16 protein-coding genes and 1 riboswitch are annotated in these 15,523 nt (G+C 40.7%); of the genes, 7 read left to right on the top strand and 9 right to left on the bottom strand.

Translation table 11 applies throughout. The features are described 5' to 3' along the window. Positions 1-170 precede the first annotated feature (170 nt). From IMZ31_RS12670 to comGA, 6 genes are read right to left on the bottom strand one after another with little or no spacing between them, the layout of a single operon-like run. Positions 171-701: a ComGF family competence protein gene (locus IMZ31_RS12670; protein ID WP_207527711.1), complete on the bottom strand. Its 531-nt coding sequence runs from the start codon at positions 699-701 to the stop codon at positions 171-173. Then, positions 661-1,002 (bottom strand): hypothetical protein, encoded by a 342-nt coding sequence (locus IMZ31_RS12665; protein WP_207527710.1) that lies wholly within the window; start codon positions 1,000-1,002, stop codon positions 661-663. Before IMZ31_RS12665 ends, IMZ31_RS12670 begins: the two co-directional genes overlap by 41 nt. Next, positions 986-1,426: a competence type IV pilus minor pilin ComGD gene (gene comGD, locus IMZ31_RS24665; RefSeq protein WP_256438032.1), complete on the bottom strand. Its 441-nt coding sequence runs from the start codon at positions 1,424-1,426 to the stop codon at positions 986-988. Before comGD ends, IMZ31_RS12665 begins: the two co-directional genes overlap by 17 nt. Beyond that, positions 1,419-1,724, bottom strand: a complete 306-nt coding sequence (gene comGC, locus IMZ31_RS12655) for a competence type IV pilus major pilin ComGC (protein ID WP_207527708.1) — start codon at positions 1,722-1,724, stop codon at positions 1,419-1,421. The genes comGD and comGC overlap by 8 nt, the downstream gene beginning before the upstream one ends. 14 nt (positions 1,725-1,738) lie before the next feature. Then, a complete protein-coding gene (gene comGB, locus IMZ31_RS12650) occupies positions 1,739-2,806 on the bottom strand; it encodes a competence type IV pilus assembly protein ComGB (RefSeq protein WP_207527707.1) in 1,068 nt (355 codons plus the stop codon). Continuing rightward, a complete protein-coding gene (comGA, locus tag IMZ31_RS12645) occupies positions 2,784-3,776 on the bottom strand; it encodes a competence type IV pilus ATPase ComGA (RefSeq protein ID WP_242705558.1) in 993 nt (330 codons plus the stop codon). The genes comGB and comGA overlap by 23 nt, the downstream gene beginning before the upstream one ends. 221 nt (positions 3,777-3,997) lie before the next feature. Between comGA and IMZ31_RS12640 the strand changes: the two genes are divergently transcribed. Genes IMZ31_RS12640 through IMZ31_RS12630 form a run of 3 tightly spaced genes read left to right on the top strand, consistent with a single transcriptional unit; the run spans position 3,998 to position 4,941 of the window. Beyond that, the gene (locus tag IMZ31_RS12640) at positions 3,998-4,204 is read left to right on the top strand and encodes a hypothetical protein (protein ID WP_036782098.1); all 207 of its coding nucleotides are present in this window, start codon (positions 3,998-4,000) and stop codon (positions 4,202-4,204) included. A 12-nt stretch (positions 4,205-4,216) separates the two neighbouring features. Next, the gene (locus tag IMZ31_RS12635; protein ID WP_207527706.1) at positions 4,217-4,711 is read left to right on the top strand and encodes a shikimate kinase; all 495 of its coding nucleotides are present in this window, start codon (positions 4,217-4,219) and stop codon (positions 4,709-4,711) included. A 50-nt stretch (positions 4,712-4,761) separates the two neighbouring features. Further along, entirely contained in the window at positions 4,762-4,941 is a 180-nt protein-coding gene (locus IMZ31_RS12630) for a YqzE family protein (protein ID WP_036782096.1), read from the top strand. Positions 4,942-5,036: 95 nt separating this feature from the next. Here the strand turns inward: IMZ31_RS12630 and IMZ31_RS12625 are convergent, their stop codons facing one another. Continuing rightward, complete coding sequence (locus tag IMZ31_RS12625; protein WP_207527705.1) at positions 5,037-5,894, bottom strand: YqhG family protein; 858 nt, start codon at positions 5,892-5,894, stop codon at positions 5,037-5,039. Beyond that, complete coding sequence (locus IMZ31_RS12620; protein WP_207527704.1) at positions 5,872-7,542, bottom strand: DEAD/DEAH box helicase; 1,671 nt, start codon at positions 7,540-7,542, stop codon at positions 5,872-5,874. The genes IMZ31_RS12625 and IMZ31_RS12620 overlap by 23 nt, the downstream gene beginning before the upstream one ends. A gap of 148 nt (positions 7,543-7,690) precedes the next feature. Further along, positions 7,691-7,783: riboswitch (glycine riboswitch) on the top strand. Positions 7,784-7,963: 180 nt separating this feature from the next. Between IMZ31_RS12620 and gcvT the strand changes: the two genes are divergently transcribed. The 3 genes from gcvT to gcvPB are packed head-to-tail and all read left to right on the top strand — an operon-like array spanning position 7,964 to position 11,879. After that, entirely contained in the window at positions 7,964-9,064 is a 1,101-nt protein-coding gene (gene gcvT, locus IMZ31_RS12615; RefSeq protein ID WP_207527703.1) for a glycine cleavage system aminomethyltransferase GcvT, read from the top strand. Between the two features lie 24 nt (positions 9,065-9,088). Continuing rightward, entirely contained in the window at positions 9,089-10,435 is a 1,347-nt protein-coding gene (gene gcvPA, locus IMZ31_RS12610) for an aminomethyl-transferring glycine dehydrogenase subunit GcvPA (protein WP_207527702.1), read from the top strand. Beyond that, positions 10,428-11,879 (top strand): aminomethyl-transferring glycine dehydrogenase subunit GcvPB, encoded by a 1,452-nt coding sequence (gene gcvPB / locus IMZ31_RS12605; protein ID WP_207527701.1) that lies wholly within the window; start codon positions 10,428-10,430, stop codon positions 11,877-11,879. Before gcvPA ends, gcvPB begins: the two co-directional genes overlap by 8 nt. Positions 11,880-11,950: 71 nt before the next feature. Here gcvPB and IMZ31_RS12600 read toward each other — a convergent pair whose 3' ends face one another. Next, positions 11,951-12,331 carry a rhodanese-like domain-containing protein gene (locus IMZ31_RS12600; RefSeq protein WP_207527700.1) on the bottom strand — a complete coding sequence of 127 codons (381 nt, stop codon included), beginning with the start codon at positions 12,329-12,331 and terminating at the stop codon, positions 11,951-11,953. Positions 12,332-12,887: 556 nt separating this feature from the next. Between IMZ31_RS12600 and IMZ31_RS12595 the strand changes: the two genes are divergently transcribed. Further along, entirely contained in the window at positions 12,888-15,443 is a 2,556-nt protein-coding gene (locus IMZ31_RS12595) for a vitamin B12-dependent ribonucleotide reductase (RefSeq protein ID WP_207527699.1), read from the top strand. Positions 15,444-15,523 lie beyond the last annotated feature (80 nt).

Raw genomic sequence — 15,523 nt, 5'->3', positions numbered from 1 at the left:
TATAAGGATTGTACAAAACGTTCACTTCTCCATCAGGATACTTGTATAACCTTTGTGTTACCCCGTCATCCCACAAAGGTGTCCAACTCTCAATTACTTTATGTTGGGCTCTTTCGTATAGAGTTTCCATTTTTAGTTGTTCGATATGGTTTTCTGTCATTTGAACGCGATTAGCATATGATAAGAGGGAGGAACTTATAAGGAGAAGTGTGAAAAGGGTGATGGACAATAAGAGGGGAAAAGTGAAGCCATTCTGATTGTTTAAAGAGACGGAAGTGTTTCTCAATCTGTTCACCTCCTAAAAGTTCTACATGTAGAGTGATGTAATCATTAGACTGCTTAACATTGAATTCTTTAACATCAAACAGAAGGCGTTCTTGACCAGTGTTATTAACTTGTCTAATGATGTTCGAGCCACTTTGTTCAATGGTAATTACTTTTCCGTTATGTTGAACAAATTGAATTCCTAGATGAGTTAGATGAGTCTCTTGTGTATGGTATAACTCCTCTTGGACAAACAAGAAAAATTGGTGGATTTTAGCGTCCTCTACAAAGTTGATTGTATAAGTGGTTGAGATCACCTGCATCATGACAGGAAGCATAAAAGATAGACTTAGCGTTATCATTAAAGCAAACAGCGCCTCAATCATCGTAAACCCTCTATCTCCCCTTAGGAGGTACGTAAAAGCAAATATTTTCATGCCCTCCTTTCTCATTTAATTTCCAAGTAACGCATCCCTTCACTTGGTTTTGCTCTGTCTCTACATGTAAGGAGCCGTGTACGCCATTAACAGTAACCCCTATTTCTTGATCTGCTAGCTTCCCTTCTAGCTGTATCAACTCGTTGTGCAAATGAACTGCCATTTTACGTCTAGTTTCTAATTCATACTGCTTAGCAAACAAGATTTGGAGAATTGGAAACAAAGACAATGTAATAAGCAACATTAAACTAAGGCTATACAATGCATCTAAAAGGGCAGATCCTTTATTGTTTTGTAACATAAAAGCGTGCCTTTCCAAATGGGAATGTAACTACAAAAGTGTTGTGAGGAGAGAGGAATGCAATTTTTCCTGGTTGAACCGTCTGCCCATCAAATTGAAATTCCAGAGGTTTTTTTAACGTTCTTAACTGAATGGACCATCGTGGAGGAATGGATCTAGTGAGCACAACCTCACTATACCCGTTTGTATACATTTTATATTCTCCTTTAGAAGTAAAGAAGACGAGCTTGTGCTCTTGTTGTTTGGTCATTGTTTCTTGCTGCATAAACAGGACATCCTCATGAAATTGTTTTAAAAAAAGGTCTTCTTGTGCTTGAACAAACAAGCGATCAGAAAGTGTAATCGTTAAACTAATGATGACCCCAAAAATACATAAAGAGACCAACATTTCGATTAGTGTAAAGGCTTGTTCGTCCTTATTCATTAAGAGTTGGGGTAACGGTACCATCTGTATTTAAAGTAAGTGCTTCTCCTCCAGGGCAAGTTTCTTGCTCTAAATATCCTTCTGTTACGAGCGTGGCGAGGTCAGTTGGCATGCTTTTATTTTCGATTTTATAAGCTTGTACTTGTGTTTCTGCTAGCTTGACCATAGCCTCACACCCTTTAGCTTCAACCATGGAATTATTTGAGGCTAGGTTTGGTATGGTGACAAGGAGAAGGGTTGCAATGATCATAAGTACAATTAACATTTCAATCAAGGTGAATCCTTTTTGGTTGTTCATTGAGTACATCCTTTCTACATGTTTTTCATCCATTCAAAGATTGGCATCATAATTGATGAGTAAATAAACAAGATACTAAAACCAAGCAATAGAAACATGACAGGCTGAATGAATACTAGAAATTTACCCGCTTTTTGTTCAATCTCATCTATTGTCCATTCAGAATAGACAAGTAGATCATCTGAAAGCTTTCCTTCGTTTTGGCTTTGGTGAACTAGTGTTGCGAGGTCTTCTTTTAAAAAAGAACACTTTCTTATGCCAGATGCTAAAGAAGTACCGCTTTCTAGTTCTTCGTAAAGGGCTTTAGCTTGTAAGTGGAGGATCGGAAAGTGGTGAGAAGTTGATAAGAGAGAGAGACTTTTTTGAACAGAAACGCCAGATTGGAGTAAGCAGCCGAAGTGATAAGTGAACAAAAACGTTGTCTGCATTGTGATGAACCCTTTAATTAAAGGAACTCGTTCATAAAGAGAGGATAATTGTTGAGGGGTGAAACGGTTCTTTGTAGAAATCCATACTACAATCATGGCTCCTACTATAGGTAGGGACCAAAGTAAGATTGCTGAAACAATATCTAACCCTTTGATGAGTTGGGTGACCTTTGTAGATTCATAATTCATAGAGGCATACAGTTGCAAAAATGTTGGCAAAAGAAACTGCTTGGTGAACATGATGATTCCGATAAATAGGCAAAATAAAACAAGTGGATAGCGGATAAGGGTTACAAACTTTTTTTGGTACGTTTGTTGTTTATGAAGAAGGTTGCTCCCTTTGATCAAGGCGTCTTCAATTCGATTATCCATTTTAGAAACATGTAAGAAAGAAACAACATACTTAGAGAACCCTAACGCCTCAAGTGTGTCTTCAAGAGATTCTCCATCTAATAAATGATATTTTAACTGCTTAATGGTTGGCTTTAAATTTGAATCAAAAGACAAAATCTCGAGAGCGTTTTGAAGGGAGTACCCTCGTGTGAGTAGATGAGAGAGGCGTTGTAAAAACCGAACTTGGATGGTTGTATGAATAGAGGACTGGCGAAATATGTGCAATTGCTTAGGTAAGTCACGTAATGAACCCAAGGGCATAGGCTTTCCTCCTCAAATTAGCAAATGAAGGATACGAAGGAGATTTGTAAGGGGAGTGCCCGGCAAGAGCTTCTTGTAACTCACGTCCCTCCAGCATTTCAAGAATAGCGGTTCGCTTTTGTTTGTGAGGTTTCGGGCAAACAATGGGAAGTAGCTGTTGAGAGGCAATTGCGATCAGCGTTTGTTCGAGATCTGTTTTAGATATCCCCATTTCGAGCAGACGATAAATCGTTCCATATGCATTTTTGGCATGAAGAGTGGATAGCACCAAATGTCCAGTGTGCGCAGCGTGAAAGGCAAATTGAGCCGTCTTCTCATCACGAATCTCTCCGAGCATTAAGATATCCGGATCATGCCGAAGGGCCGCTTTAAGACCGGCGTAGTAATCCATACCTGCTTTTTCGTTTACTTGTACTTGGAGAATATCGTGGAGCCTTTGTTCGATAGGATCTTCTAGTGTAATGGTTTGGTACGACTGTTCTTTTAATAATGTTTGGAGCAGAGCATAAAGCGTGGTCGTTTTTCCGCTTCCGGTTGGGCCAGTAAATAGAATGATCCCGGTATGACGGCCGATCCATTTCCTGAGTTGAGTCGTTTGAGATGGAAATAAGAAAAGGGATTCAAGTGGAAGGTCTTCTTTCTGAGGGAGAATGCGAATGGCGAGGCTTTCTGTTTCCTCAAGAGGTAGCGTTGATAAACGTAAATCATACGAGTTTGTTCCACTTACATACTGAGATTTCCCATCTTGTGGTGTGAGGGTTTCTCCAATGTCCATACCCGATGTGAACTTAAAGTAAGAAAGAAGCGGTGTGTACTGCTGGCGTGTGAGGGTGGAAGAAAAGGTGCGATAGCCATCGATTCTAAAGTAAATATGAACCGAATCACCTTCTGGGCAAAAGTGAATATCAGAGGAACGTTGTGTGGTGGCTTTAGATAAAATGTCTTCAGACTGCATGGTGACAAAATTCAATCCATGAAACACCTCCTATTGTGGTTTGGTTAAGGTTTCGACAAGTTAAGAGTAATTCCTTCTTTTTTTTCAATATTTCTTAGTGATGATATAAGGGATCATCTCCTCCCCTGAATAAATCTTGTGATTTTGAGACGGGAAGGGACAATGAACGTGTCCCCGTGGCTCTCATCGCTCTTGCTGTGATAAGATGAATTAAACGGAAAAAGGAGTGGATGATTTTGGATAGAGAAGTTTTGCATGAAAGAGTGTATGCTTTGAAATTTGCATTAGAGCAAGGCGGTGTGGACCTTGGGGATGCTCAGCATGAGATCTTAAAAGACCTTATGCAAGTGAAAACAGAAAAAGACGGCATGGTTGACCCTGATTCTGTGTCTCCGAGGCTTATGACATTGATTCAGGCAACGTTAGACCAGCCGCTACACTAAGGAGGAGCAGGTTTGCAAAATATTTACTTAATTGGATTTATGGGAAGTGGTAAATCCAGCGTCGGAAAACAACTGGCAGAACGACTTCAAAAATCTTTTATTGATTTAGATCAGTCAATAGAGGAAAGGAATGGTAAGAGCATACCAGATATTTTTGCTGAAGGTGGGGAAGCTTCTTTCCGTAAGTATGAGGCAGAAGCTCTAAGCGCAGCCAAAAGTAAGGATGCAGTTATAGCTACTGGTGGTGGAATTATTGAAACGCCTACTAATCACGCTGTGATGGAGAGTTCTGGGAAGATTATATATTTACATACTGATTTTGATTCGATTATAGAACGTCTTCAAGAAGACCAGAACCGACCGCTTTGGAATCAGGATCATACAAAAAGGCGTGCTTTATTTGAAAAGCGACTTCCTACTTATAAAGAATGGGCTCATGTTACGGTTAACACGAATGATCGAGCGGTGGATGAGATAGTTGTTCAAGTAGCGAACGTTATAAAATAAAGGGTTTTTGGACATACTACTGATGTACACCTAATGTGAGGTGAGGATCTATGTCTGGAAATGACTATGTGAAATTTATGACTCAAGAAATTGTGAAGTATATGGATCTACCTGAAGATGAACGAAAGAAACGAAAAGAACAAAAGAAACAGCAAGAAGCTATAAGTTCTAGATGGTTTGGGATGTTGCCTTTTGCTTTGAAGTTTATGTTCAAAAAGCATGTTAAATAATATCCATTCCATAATGTAAGTCGTATGATCTCTTTAAAGAGATCATACGACTTTTTTGTGGTTTTACAACGTCTATCTACCTAGACGCTGCTTTTTTAAGCTTTTAGGTGGTCTGCTATCATTTTAGAAGAGCTGGACTGGCTGATATAAATCATTCCAGCATTAATAACGTCCACTACAATTTTGGGTTCATATCGTTGTTGAAGCGCACTTTTTTCTCTTTCAAGTCTTTCCACAGCCTCGGCTTTTAGCTCAACAGCTTCTTCATCCTCATCATCTTCAGATTGAACATCGTTTTTATAAAAGTGCTCTAATAATTGTTTTTCTTCTTCTAACAACCGTAGTGCATCTTCGCCCCAAGAAAGGTCCTGCTTCGTAACGTTTCCATGTATATAGGCTTCAACCCGTTTTAATGCACTTGGCAGCTTAATAATTGGTGTTAACGTATAGCAGTAATCTGGAATCTTAGGGGAAAGGGAAATAGAGCCCAAGCGGTCCATGAACTGCGGGATTATACTTCCGTTAATCAACTGAAGCCCTAATGAGACAATCTCCTGTCGTTTTTGAGTCCCTTTAAAATTAATCGATGCATTTAGAATAAGCCAAGGGGTGAGGCTTGTTTGTTGATTTGTGTCTACTTGTTCATATTGCCTTGTGATTTGTCCTTTCTTTCGTAGCATCTGAAACATCTGGTGAACGCGAGGGGAGCCAAAGTGTAGCCATTCTCCCTTCTCTTCACGACGGTTTGGGTTGGTAATAAAGGTTACCTGCATGGGAATTCCTTTACCGTTGACCCTTTTGACATAATTCCAATAGAATGGTCGGTTCATGAGTACTTCATCTTGTTCTTCAGTTAACTGAATTTTCATAACCCCATCACGGTCTTCTAAAATCGAGCAATCATTAGCTGTGAAGTAGCGATGCAAGAAGCTATGAAGCGCCTGTTGTTCCATCCATTTCCACCTCCTGATCTTGTTCCATTGCGTACGATATAACGGAAGATAAGTTGTTGAGTTTTACTTTCATTTCCCCATCTGAAGCAGACTCTGTAAAAATGGATTGAATTTCATCTTCTAGGTTATCAAGTTCTAGCTTTTGTAAGATGGCATCTAAGTTCCCGACGACTCTTTGGAAAAGGTGGATTTTCTCATAAAGAAGGGAAAGAACGTGTTCTTCAATTGTGTCTCGAATGGCAAAGTTGTAAATGTTAACGTCTTCTTTCTGTCCAAACCGGTGAATACGCCCGATTCGTTGTTCGAGGCGCATCGGATTCCAAGGTAAGTCATAGTTAATCATATTGTTACAGAACTGCAAGTTAATCCCTTCCCCTCCAGCTTCTGTAGCAATGAGAACTTGGGCGTGGTTTTGGAAGAGTTGCTTCATCCAATCCTTCTTACTTCGCTTGAAGCCACCCCTAAACGGAACGGATGTAATGCCATGTTGTTGCAAATACCACTGTAGATAGTATTGAGAAGCTCTATACTCCGTGAATATAATGAATTTCTGATCCGTTTTCGAGATTAATTCAACAACTTTTTGCGCTTTAGCGTGATGAGGCATTTTCTCGATATAGCCAATCATCTCTTGTAGTTGTTCAGCTCTTGAAGGATGGATCTCCTCATTCTTCAACATACTCTGAATCGAAAGGAAACACGCTTCGCGGCTTGAGCATAACTCTCGCAAAAGAACAATGTTGGAAAAAGCCATTCCTCCGCTTGTAACTTCAGACAGCTTTTCGTAAGCGTTCTTTTCTTCTTCTGTGAAATCAATATAGACTGTTTCTACATTACGCTTCGTCCAATCCACACCTGTTTCATCACGACGGTTACGGACCATGACTTTTTTGACTAATTCTTTTAAATGTTCATCATTTGATAGTTGATTTCGATTTCTTCCAAAGCGTTTAGTGAAGTCTTCATAGTTTCCTAAATGACCTGGCTTTAAGATAGAAACTAAATTAAAGATATCAACCAGGTGGTTCTGCACTGGAGTGGCCGTCAGAAGAAGGCAATATTTTTTCTTTAGTGACCTTACAAACGCGTAGTTTTTCGTTTTATGATTTTTTAATTTATGAGCCTCGTCAATGATAATTAGATCATATTCTGTGTCTAAGATTTTTTCCTGATGCGGATGTCGCTTAGCCGTATCAATAGAAGATACGACAATATCATAGTCCCAGATAGCAGACTTTCTTTGAGCTGCTGCAGGGATATAGAACTTCTGGTTCATTTCTTGTACCCACTGATTGACGAGAGAGGCAGGGGCTAGTATGAGTACTTTTTTTACAAGTCCACGAATCATATATTCTTTTAAAATTAATCCTGCTTCTATCGTTTTACCTAGTCCTACTTCGTCTGCTAGGATTGCTCGTCCGTTCATTTCTTCCACCACTTGTTCAGCACAATTTAATTGATGAGGAAGAAAGTCGACATGAGGTAAGTATTTGGGTGATTGGAGCCCCTTAAATTCAGGAGTGGCAACGTGCTTTGATGTCTCATAGGCCATCTGGAATAATTCCCATGAAGCAAAAGGGCCTTCTGACTGTAAGTTCGTTGCTACTATTGGATCAATAGAAGTATCGATCTCTATAGATGGATTCATGTGTAACCCTACCTTTACAAGCAATAAATTTTTGTGCACAGTGCAAATACCGTGTGATATAATGACAGTGAATTTGTAAACTAGTGTTTACTATTCCGAAACGTTTATGAATTAGTATGAACCATTTATGAAAATATTATGATGGCGAATGATTACAAGAGGAGAGACCGCAGAAACTTGGCGGCGCCGAAGGAGCAAACAGTGATGTGAATCTCTCAGGCAAAAAGACTCTTGTAGGACGCACCTCTGGAGAGTGCCTACGTAAGGCCACCCAAGAAGAAAGCAGCAATGAATACTGCGAAACTTTCTGGTTAACGGACAGGGAATGACACGTGAATTGTGGCTTCTCTGTTTTTTTATGTTAAATTTTCAGAAAAATAGCGCAAGTTTGAACGATTATGTACATAGGGGGATATTGAAAATGGCTGATTTAAAACGTACACCACTGCACCCTCATTACGGGGAGTGGGGAGCAAAAACAGTTGACTTCGGAGGATGGGATCTTCCTGTTCAATTTACATCTATTAAAGAAGAGCATCACGCAACACGCAAAAGTGCTGGGTTGTTTGACGTTTCCCATATGGGAGAGATTTTAGTAGAGGGACCTGAAAGTGAAGCTTACCTGCAAAAGATGCTCACGAATGATGTAACCAAACTAACACCTAATCGGGCACAATATACGTTTCTTTGCTATGAAGATGGAGGGACGGTTGATGATCTGATTGTCTATAAGTTGAAGGAGCAATCCTATTTGCTTGTAGTGAATGCAGCGAATACAGATAAGGATTTCAATTGGCTAAAGGAAAATGTAACGGAAAACGCGACGCTTCATAACGTCTCCGACCAGTATGTCCAACTCGCTATTCAGGGACCGAAGGCTGAAGCAGTTTTACAACGTTTAACAGATCAGGATCTTTCTGAAATCAAATTCTTCCGATTCTTGCAAGATGTCTCCTTTAGTGGTGTTGAACATGCAGCGCTTGTTTCTCGTACTGGTTATACAGGAGAAGATGGATTTGAGATTTATATTCATCCAGATGCGGGGGGAGCGCTTTGGAGAGCTATTCTTGCTGAAGGCAAAGAGGACGGGGTACTTCCTGTTGGACTTGGAGCAAGGGACACGCTTCGTTTTGAAGCAAAGCTTCCTTTATATGGTCAGGAGCTAAGTGCAGATATTACGCCTATTGAAGCTGGACTTGGATTTGCTGTCAAAGTGGATAAAGAAGGTGACTTTATTGGCAAGTCTGTTCTTAAGAAACAAAAAGAAGAAGGAACAGAGAGGAAACTCGTAGGTCTTGAAATGATCGATAAAGGGATTCCGCGCCACGGTTATAAAGTATTTGATGACGATAAGGAAATTGGTTTTGTTACCACTGGTACACAGTCTCCGACATTAGAGAAAAATATAGGCCTTGCCGTTGTTCCTAATCAATATACGGAGCCTGATACCGAACTGCTCGTTCAGGTTCGTAAAAGATTGTTGAAAGCAAAAGTAATACCAACACCATTTTATAAGCGGTAAGGATAAGGATAGGGAGGTTTTACAATGACATTTCGATATTTACCTATGACCGATCATGATAAACGATCTATGTTAGACAGTATTGGCGTTGAATCAACAGATGTTTTATTTAGTGATATCCCTGACAAGGTTCGTTTCAAAGGAAATTTAAACATAAAGCCTAGCGCAAGTGAGCCAGAGTTAATGAAAGAATTGGCTCAACTAGCTGGAGACAACATCAACACGAAAGACTATACATCTTTTCTAGGGGCAGGGGTTTATGATCATTACATTCCTTCCATTGTAGATCATGTACTGTCTCGTTCAGAATTCTATACAGCTTACACACCTTATCAGCCAGAAATTTCTCAAGGAGAGCTACAAGCGATCTTTGAATTCCAGACGATGATATCTGAGCTAACAGGGATGGAAGTATCTAACTCTTCTATGTACGACGGGGGCACCTCACTTGCAGAGGCGGTGACGCTAAGCGCTGGGCAAACAAGGAAGAAAAAAGTTCTTGTATCTAAAGCCATTCACCCTCACTCTTTAGAAGTTATTCATTCTTATGCAATGGGACAAAACATTGAAGTGGTTGAAATCGAAGCAAGAGAGGGTTTGACAAACCTATCTATGTTAGCAGATGAGTTAGATGAAGAAACTGCAGGCGTCGTCATTCAATATCCGAACTTCTTCGGACAAATTGAGCCTTTAGAAGACGTACAAGAGATCTTAAAAGATTCAAAAGCAATGTTTATGGTTTCAAGTAATCCTCTAGCTCTCGGGTATCTCACACCACCTGGTGAATTTGGAGCGGATATTGTTGTAGGCGATACTCAAGTGTTCGGTATTCCTGCACAGTTTGGTGGACCGCACTGTGGATACTTCGCTACGACCAAGAAACTAATGAGAAAAGTTCCAGGGCGTCTTGTAGGCCAAACACAAGATGAAGAAGGGCGAAGAGGCTTTGTGTTAACATTGCAAGCTCGTGAACAACACATCAGAAGAGATAAAGCCACATCTAACATTTGTTCTAACCAAGCTTTAAATGCATTAGGCACATCTGTAGCCCTTAGTGCGCTCGGTAAGAAAGGCATTAAAGAAATGGCCTATCAAAACATGCAAAAAGCCCGCTATGCGAAGAAAAAGTTCGAAGATGCTGGCTTCCAAGTGTTGTATTCAAAGGCTTTCTTTAATGAATTTGTTCTGCAAGTTCAAGGTTCTGTAACGACACTTAATGAAAAGCTGCAAGAAAAAGGGATGATTGGTGGTCTTGACCTAGAAAGGGTTCATTCTGATTTAGGTGGCCATATGCTTGTAGCCGTGACCGAAATGCGTACAAAGGAAGAGATCGATCGATTTGTGAAGGAATTGGGGGATGTATATGCATAACGAAAATTTTCCGCTCATCTTTGAACATAGTCAAGAAGGACGCGTAGGATTTAGTCTGCCTGATTTAGATGTACCAGAGGTAGACTTAGACATTGAAGTCCCATACGTCAGAAGCGCCGATGCTGATTTGCCTGAAGTAAGTGAACTGCAGATTATGCGTCACTACACGGCTCTCTCCAAACGGAATCACGGTGTGGACTCAGGATTTTATCCACTAGGGTCTTGTACGATGAAATACAACCCTAAAATGAATGAAGATGTAGCTCGTATGCCTGGATTTAGTCACATTCATCCCTTACAAGCTCCAGAGTCAGTTCAAGGAGCACTAGGTTTAATGTATGATCTTCAGACCTCTCTTGAAGCGATTACAGGAATGGATCAAGTTACGCTGCAACCTGCTGCAGGAGCTCATGGTGAGTGGACAGGACTTATGATGATTCGTGCTTACCACGAGGCGAATGGTGACTACAACCGTACCAAGGTCATCGTTCCAGATTCAGCACATGGAACGAATCCTGCATCTGCAACGGTAGCTGGCTTTGAAGCGGTAACGGTAAAATCCAATGAAAAAGGGCTTGTCGATTTAGATGATTTAAAACGGGTGGTTGATGAGAACACAGCTGCTCTCATGCTAACAAATCCGAATACGCTTGGTTTATTTGAAGAAGAGATCTTAGAAATGGCCGAGATCATCCATGAAGCAGGCGGTAAACTTTATTATGACGGTGCCAACTTAAATGCTATCCTTGGATACGCTCGCCCAGGGGATATGGGGTTTGATGTTGTCCACTTGAATTTACACAAAACATTTACTGGTCCTCATGGTGGGGGTGGTCCTGGTTCAGGTCCAGTTGGAGTGAAGAATGATTTAGCTCCATATCTGCCAAAGCCAATTGTAACTAAAGTACAAGAACGTTATGTTTTCGATGATAATCGTCCAGACTCAATCGGTCGCGTTAAACCGTATTTTGGGAACTTTGGAATTAACGTCCGTGCTTATACGTACATTCGTACAATGGGGGCTAAAGGGTTAAAACAAGTAAGTGAGTACGCCGTATTGAATGCGAACTATATGATGAGAGAACTTGAGAAAGATTTTGACCTTCCGTTCTCACAGCATTGTAAACACGAATTTGTACTATCAGGAAAACGTCAGAAGAAACTTGGTGTCAGAACGCTTGATATGGCTAAACGACTTCTTGATTTCGGCTATCATCCACCTACGATTTACTTCCCGTTAAATGTGGAAGAAGCCATGATGGTTGAACCAACGGAAACAGAAGCGAAGGAGACGCTAGATGAGTTTATTGAAGCAATGAGACAAATCCATCAGGAAGCAAATGACAATCCTGAAATTGTTCAAGAAGCCCCGCATACGACAATTGTAGGTCGTATGGATGAAACGACAGCTGCCCGTAAACCTGTTCTACGTTACCAGAAATAATCGAACAAAGAAAAGACTCCTCAATGTTGAGGAGTCTTTTTGAATAAGGAAACATTAAATCGCTCTTACTCTTAACTTGATTTAACTTTTCCATCCCATTTCTTAAATCCGCCCTGAAGCTGATTCAAGTCGCTATAGCCCTTCTTGTGAAGGAGGGTAGCGGCACGTGCAGCGCGTGATCCGTTCTGGCAGTATAAATAAACGGGTTTGTCAGGGCGAACTTCTTGTAAGCGTTGCTTCAATTGAGTAACGGGTATATTACGGGCCCCTAAAATGTGGCCTGATTTAAATTCGTTTGGTTCGCGTACATCAATTAATTGAGCTTTACGGTAACCTTGTCTGAATTCTTCAGAGGTTAATGTTTTCAAATAACGACGTTGAGCCATATACTTAATGACACCATAGCCGATAATGACAACAAGTAAGCCAAGTAGTATCCATAATCCGGTCATTAATCTTCCCCCTATAGTTCTATCTTCTTTCTCTATTATAGTTTGCTTTATAATAAGATTCAAAGTTTTTTTCTAATGCTAGGTTGTGTGGTGCTATTTAGAATTTCACAATGTCAGTATAACGTGTATGTCAAACTTTAATGGATGAAGTTTTGGTGGATGACTCCTACATATATGAAAAGTCAAGGGAACCCTAGATCTATTTAAATAAAGGATAACTTTTAGTGGACGATCATCCCATATATGGGGAGGGTATAAACAGGTGAAGAAGGGCAATCTTGAAAAAAATACGTTCCATCTATAAATTCATCTTTTCTCTTTATATTTCTTCTATTTGCTTCAAATCTTGGCGAATTTTGCGATTGACAAATTTTCTGCCTAACGTTCAAAAACACAATATATGGGCGTATCGAAAATGTCGAACACAATATATTGTTTGATTAGTCGTTTATGTGGTATGTTATATGTATTAGTTGAACGGCGTGCTTTTAAGAGTTATCATCTAGATTATGTCGAGTTCAACCGACACTTTTTATGGTAGAGGAGAGGTAGGCTCATGCAAACCGCAAATGAAACAATGAATCAAATCAACATAGAACAACTTAATAAAGACATCGGTTTATTTCCTCAAGTACATCCGGTAACGGAGGATATGAACATCACACATGCTGGAGTATCCCGTTTGGTGATGCTAGACCGATATGCTTTTAAAGATACAGAGAAAGTTACGCTTACTAAAGGGGACTTTGTCGTACTTACTGTTAAAGATGATCCTAAATTTCCAGCGCGAGGATTAGGTTACATTGTATCGATTGATTGGCAACAGGCCAAAGCTGAAGTGAAAGTCGAGCCTGAGTTCGCAAGCGTCCTTGAGAAGCCAGAAGAAGTGGAAACAGGTATTATAAATCGTAAGCTAGACGTTATTGATAAGCCTCTTGAAATCTTCTATGAACAGATCGCTAAGCGTAACGCAACTGGACTAGCTGCTGTTGAAACAGATGAAGCGAAAAGGCAGGAATCGTTCCAGCAGTTCTACAATGAGCTGTCTAAGTTAAACTTCATTCCGGCCGGCCGTGTTTTGTACGGAGCAGGTTCTGAAACAGATGTTACGTACTTCAACTGTTACGTCATGCCATTTATTCAAGACTCACGTGAAGGCATTTCCGATCACCGTAAGCAGGTTATGGAAATTATGAGCCGCGGTGGCGGTGTAGGAACAAACGGTTCAACACTACGTCCTCGTAACGCCCTTGCAAGAGGCGTAAACGGGAAGTCATCAGGTTCTGTTTCTTGGTTAGATGATATTGCAAAGCTCACTCACCTTGTGGAACAGGGTGGTTCAAGACGTGGTGCTCAAATGATTATGTTAGCAGATTGGCACCCAGATATCGTGGAGTTCATCATCTCGAAGATGCAAAACCCACGAATCCTTCGCTTCTTGATTGAGAATGTAGATGATGAAGTCATCAAACAACAAGCGAAAGCTAAATTGAAATTTACTCCTCTATCAGCAACAGAGCGTGACATGTATCAAAGTATCGTCAACTTTAAAAGCGTTGAAGGGAAAGGCGGCTTTACAGATGCAGCCATTGCTGATGCCGGGGAGAAACTGGACCTTGGTGGGAACTATGATGTTCACAACTCTGAGTTCCTAACAGGTGCGAATATTTCTGTATGTTTAACGAACGACTTCATGGATGCTGTTGAAAATGATGAAATGTATGAACTGCGTTTCCCAGATGTTGAGAGTTATACAAAAGAAGAAATGAAAGCCTACAATGAAGAATGGCATGAATCTGGTGACGTTCGAGAATGGGCGGATAAGGGATATAAAGTTCGTACGTATCGCCGAATGAAAGCGAAAGACCTTTGGAACTTAATCAATATCTGTGCTACCTATTCAGCAGAACCAGGGATCTTCTTTATCGATAACGCTAATGATAAAACAAATGCAACAAGTTATGGACACAAGGTAGTAGCGACAAATCCATGTGGAGAACAACCCCTTGCACCATATTCTGTCTGTAACCTTGCAGCAGTTAATCTTGCTTCTGTAGCGGATAAGGAATCGAAAGTTGTAGACTTTGAAAAGTTAAGAAACACGGTTCAAACAGGGGTTCGTATGCAAGATAACGTAATTGATGCTACTCCATATTTCCTTGAAGAAAATAAAAAGCAGGCTCTAGGTGAGCGCCGTATTGGCCTTGGAGTAATGGGACTGCACGATTTACTAATCTATACGGAAACGGCCTATGGCTCTGAAGAAGGGAATAAAGTAGTAGATGAGATCTTTGAAACGATCGCCACTACCGCTTACCGCACTTCCATTGAACTCGCGAAAGAAAAAGGAAGTTTCCCCTTCTTAGAAGGTCAAACAGAAGAAGAAACAAAAGAGCTTCGTATGAAGTTCATTAATACCGGATACATGCAAGGCATGCCTGAAGATATTCGCCAAGGTATATTAGAGTACGGAATCCGTAACTCACACCTCTTAACGGTAGCTCCAACAGGATCTACAGGTACCATGGTAGGCGTTTCTACAGGACTTGAACCATACTTCTCCTTCTCTTATTACCGAAGCGGCCGCCTAGGTAAGTTTATTGAAGTTAAAGCGGAGATCTTAGAAGAATATCTGCGTGAACATCCTGAGCAAAATCCAAATAACTTGCCTGACTGGTTCGTAACAGCGATGGAGCTTGAACCAGAAGCGCATGCTGACGTACAATGTGTCATTCAACGCTGGGTGGATAGTTCGATCTCGAAAACAGTGAATGCACCTAAAGGTTATTCTGTTGAGCAAGTAGAACAAGTCTATCAGCGCCTATACCGTGGTGGAGCAAAAGGTGGAACGGTCTATGTAGACGGAAGCCGTGACGCTCAGGTTCTGACGCTTAAAGCAGAAGATAATTCATTCGAGGAACAGCAAGAACTATTTGAAGATGACCGTAAAGTCGTTCTAATGGATACGGTTCATGAATTAGATAAGACGGATGTAACCATCGGTTCTGAAGTCGGCAACACATGCCCAGTCTGTCGCGAAGGTAAAATTCAAGACGCTGGTGGCTGTAACACATGTACAAACTGTGGCGCTCAGCTAAAGTGTGGACTATAAGAAAGAAATTTAATAAGCGCGTGAGAGTATCAAACTCTCACGCGCTTTTAATTTAGTCTCTGTTAATGATGGTAGTTGAG

The sequence above is a fragment of the Pontibacillus sp. ALD_SL1 genome (assembly GCF_017355605.1).
Note: the sequence above shows the minus strand (reverse complement) of the source record. Positions and strands in the feature narration are given on the sequence as shown.

Coding starts and splice junctions, on each gene's coding strand:
- IMZ31_RS12625 (WP_207527705.1), bottom strand. CDS start 5,894: ATGGAACAACAGGCGCTTCATAGCTTCTTGCATCGCTACTTCACAGCT.
- IMZ31_RS12670 (WP_207527711.1), bottom strand. CDS start 701: ATGAAAATATTTGCTTTTACGTACCTCCTAAGGGGAGATAGAGGGTTT.
- IMZ31_RS12595 (WP_207527699.1), top strand. CDS start 12,888: ATGCAAACCGCAAATGAAACAATGAATCAAATCAACATAGAACAACTT.
- IMZ31_RS12600 (WP_207527700.1), bottom strand. CDS start 12,331: ATGACCGGATTATGGATACTACTTGGCTTACTTGTTGTCATTATCGGC.
- IMZ31_RS12665 (WP_207527710.1), bottom strand. CDS start 1,002: ATGTTACAAAACAATAAAGGATCTGCCCTTTTAGATGCATTGTATAGC.
- gcvT (WP_207527703.1), top strand. CDS start 7,964: ATGGCTGATTTAAAACGTACACCACTGCACCCTCATTACGGGGAGTGG.
- comGC (WP_207527708.1), bottom strand. CDS start 1,724: ATGAACAACCAAAAAGGATTCACCTTGATTGAAATGTTAATTGTACTT.
- comGB (WP_207527707.1), bottom strand. CDS start 2,806: ATGCCCTTGGGTTCATTACGTGACTTACCTAAGCAATTGCACATATTT.
- gcvPB (WP_207527701.1), top strand. CDS start 10,428: ATGCATAACGAAAATTTTCCGCTCATCTTTGAACATAGTCAAGAAGGA.
- gcvPA (WP_207527702.1), top strand. CDS start 9,089: ATGACATTTCGATATTTACCTATGACCGATCATGATAAACGATCTATG.
- IMZ31_RS12620 (WP_207527704.1), bottom strand. CDS start 7,542: ATGAATCCATCTATAGAGATCGATACTTCTATTGATCCAATAGTAGCA.
- IMZ31_RS12630 (WP_036782096.1), top strand. CDS start 4,762: ATGTCTGGAAATGACTATGTGAAATTTATGACTCAAGAAATTGTGAAG.
- comGD (WP_256438032.1), bottom strand. CDS start 1,426: ATGAATAAGGACGAACAAGCCTTTACACTAATCGAAATGTTGGTCTCT.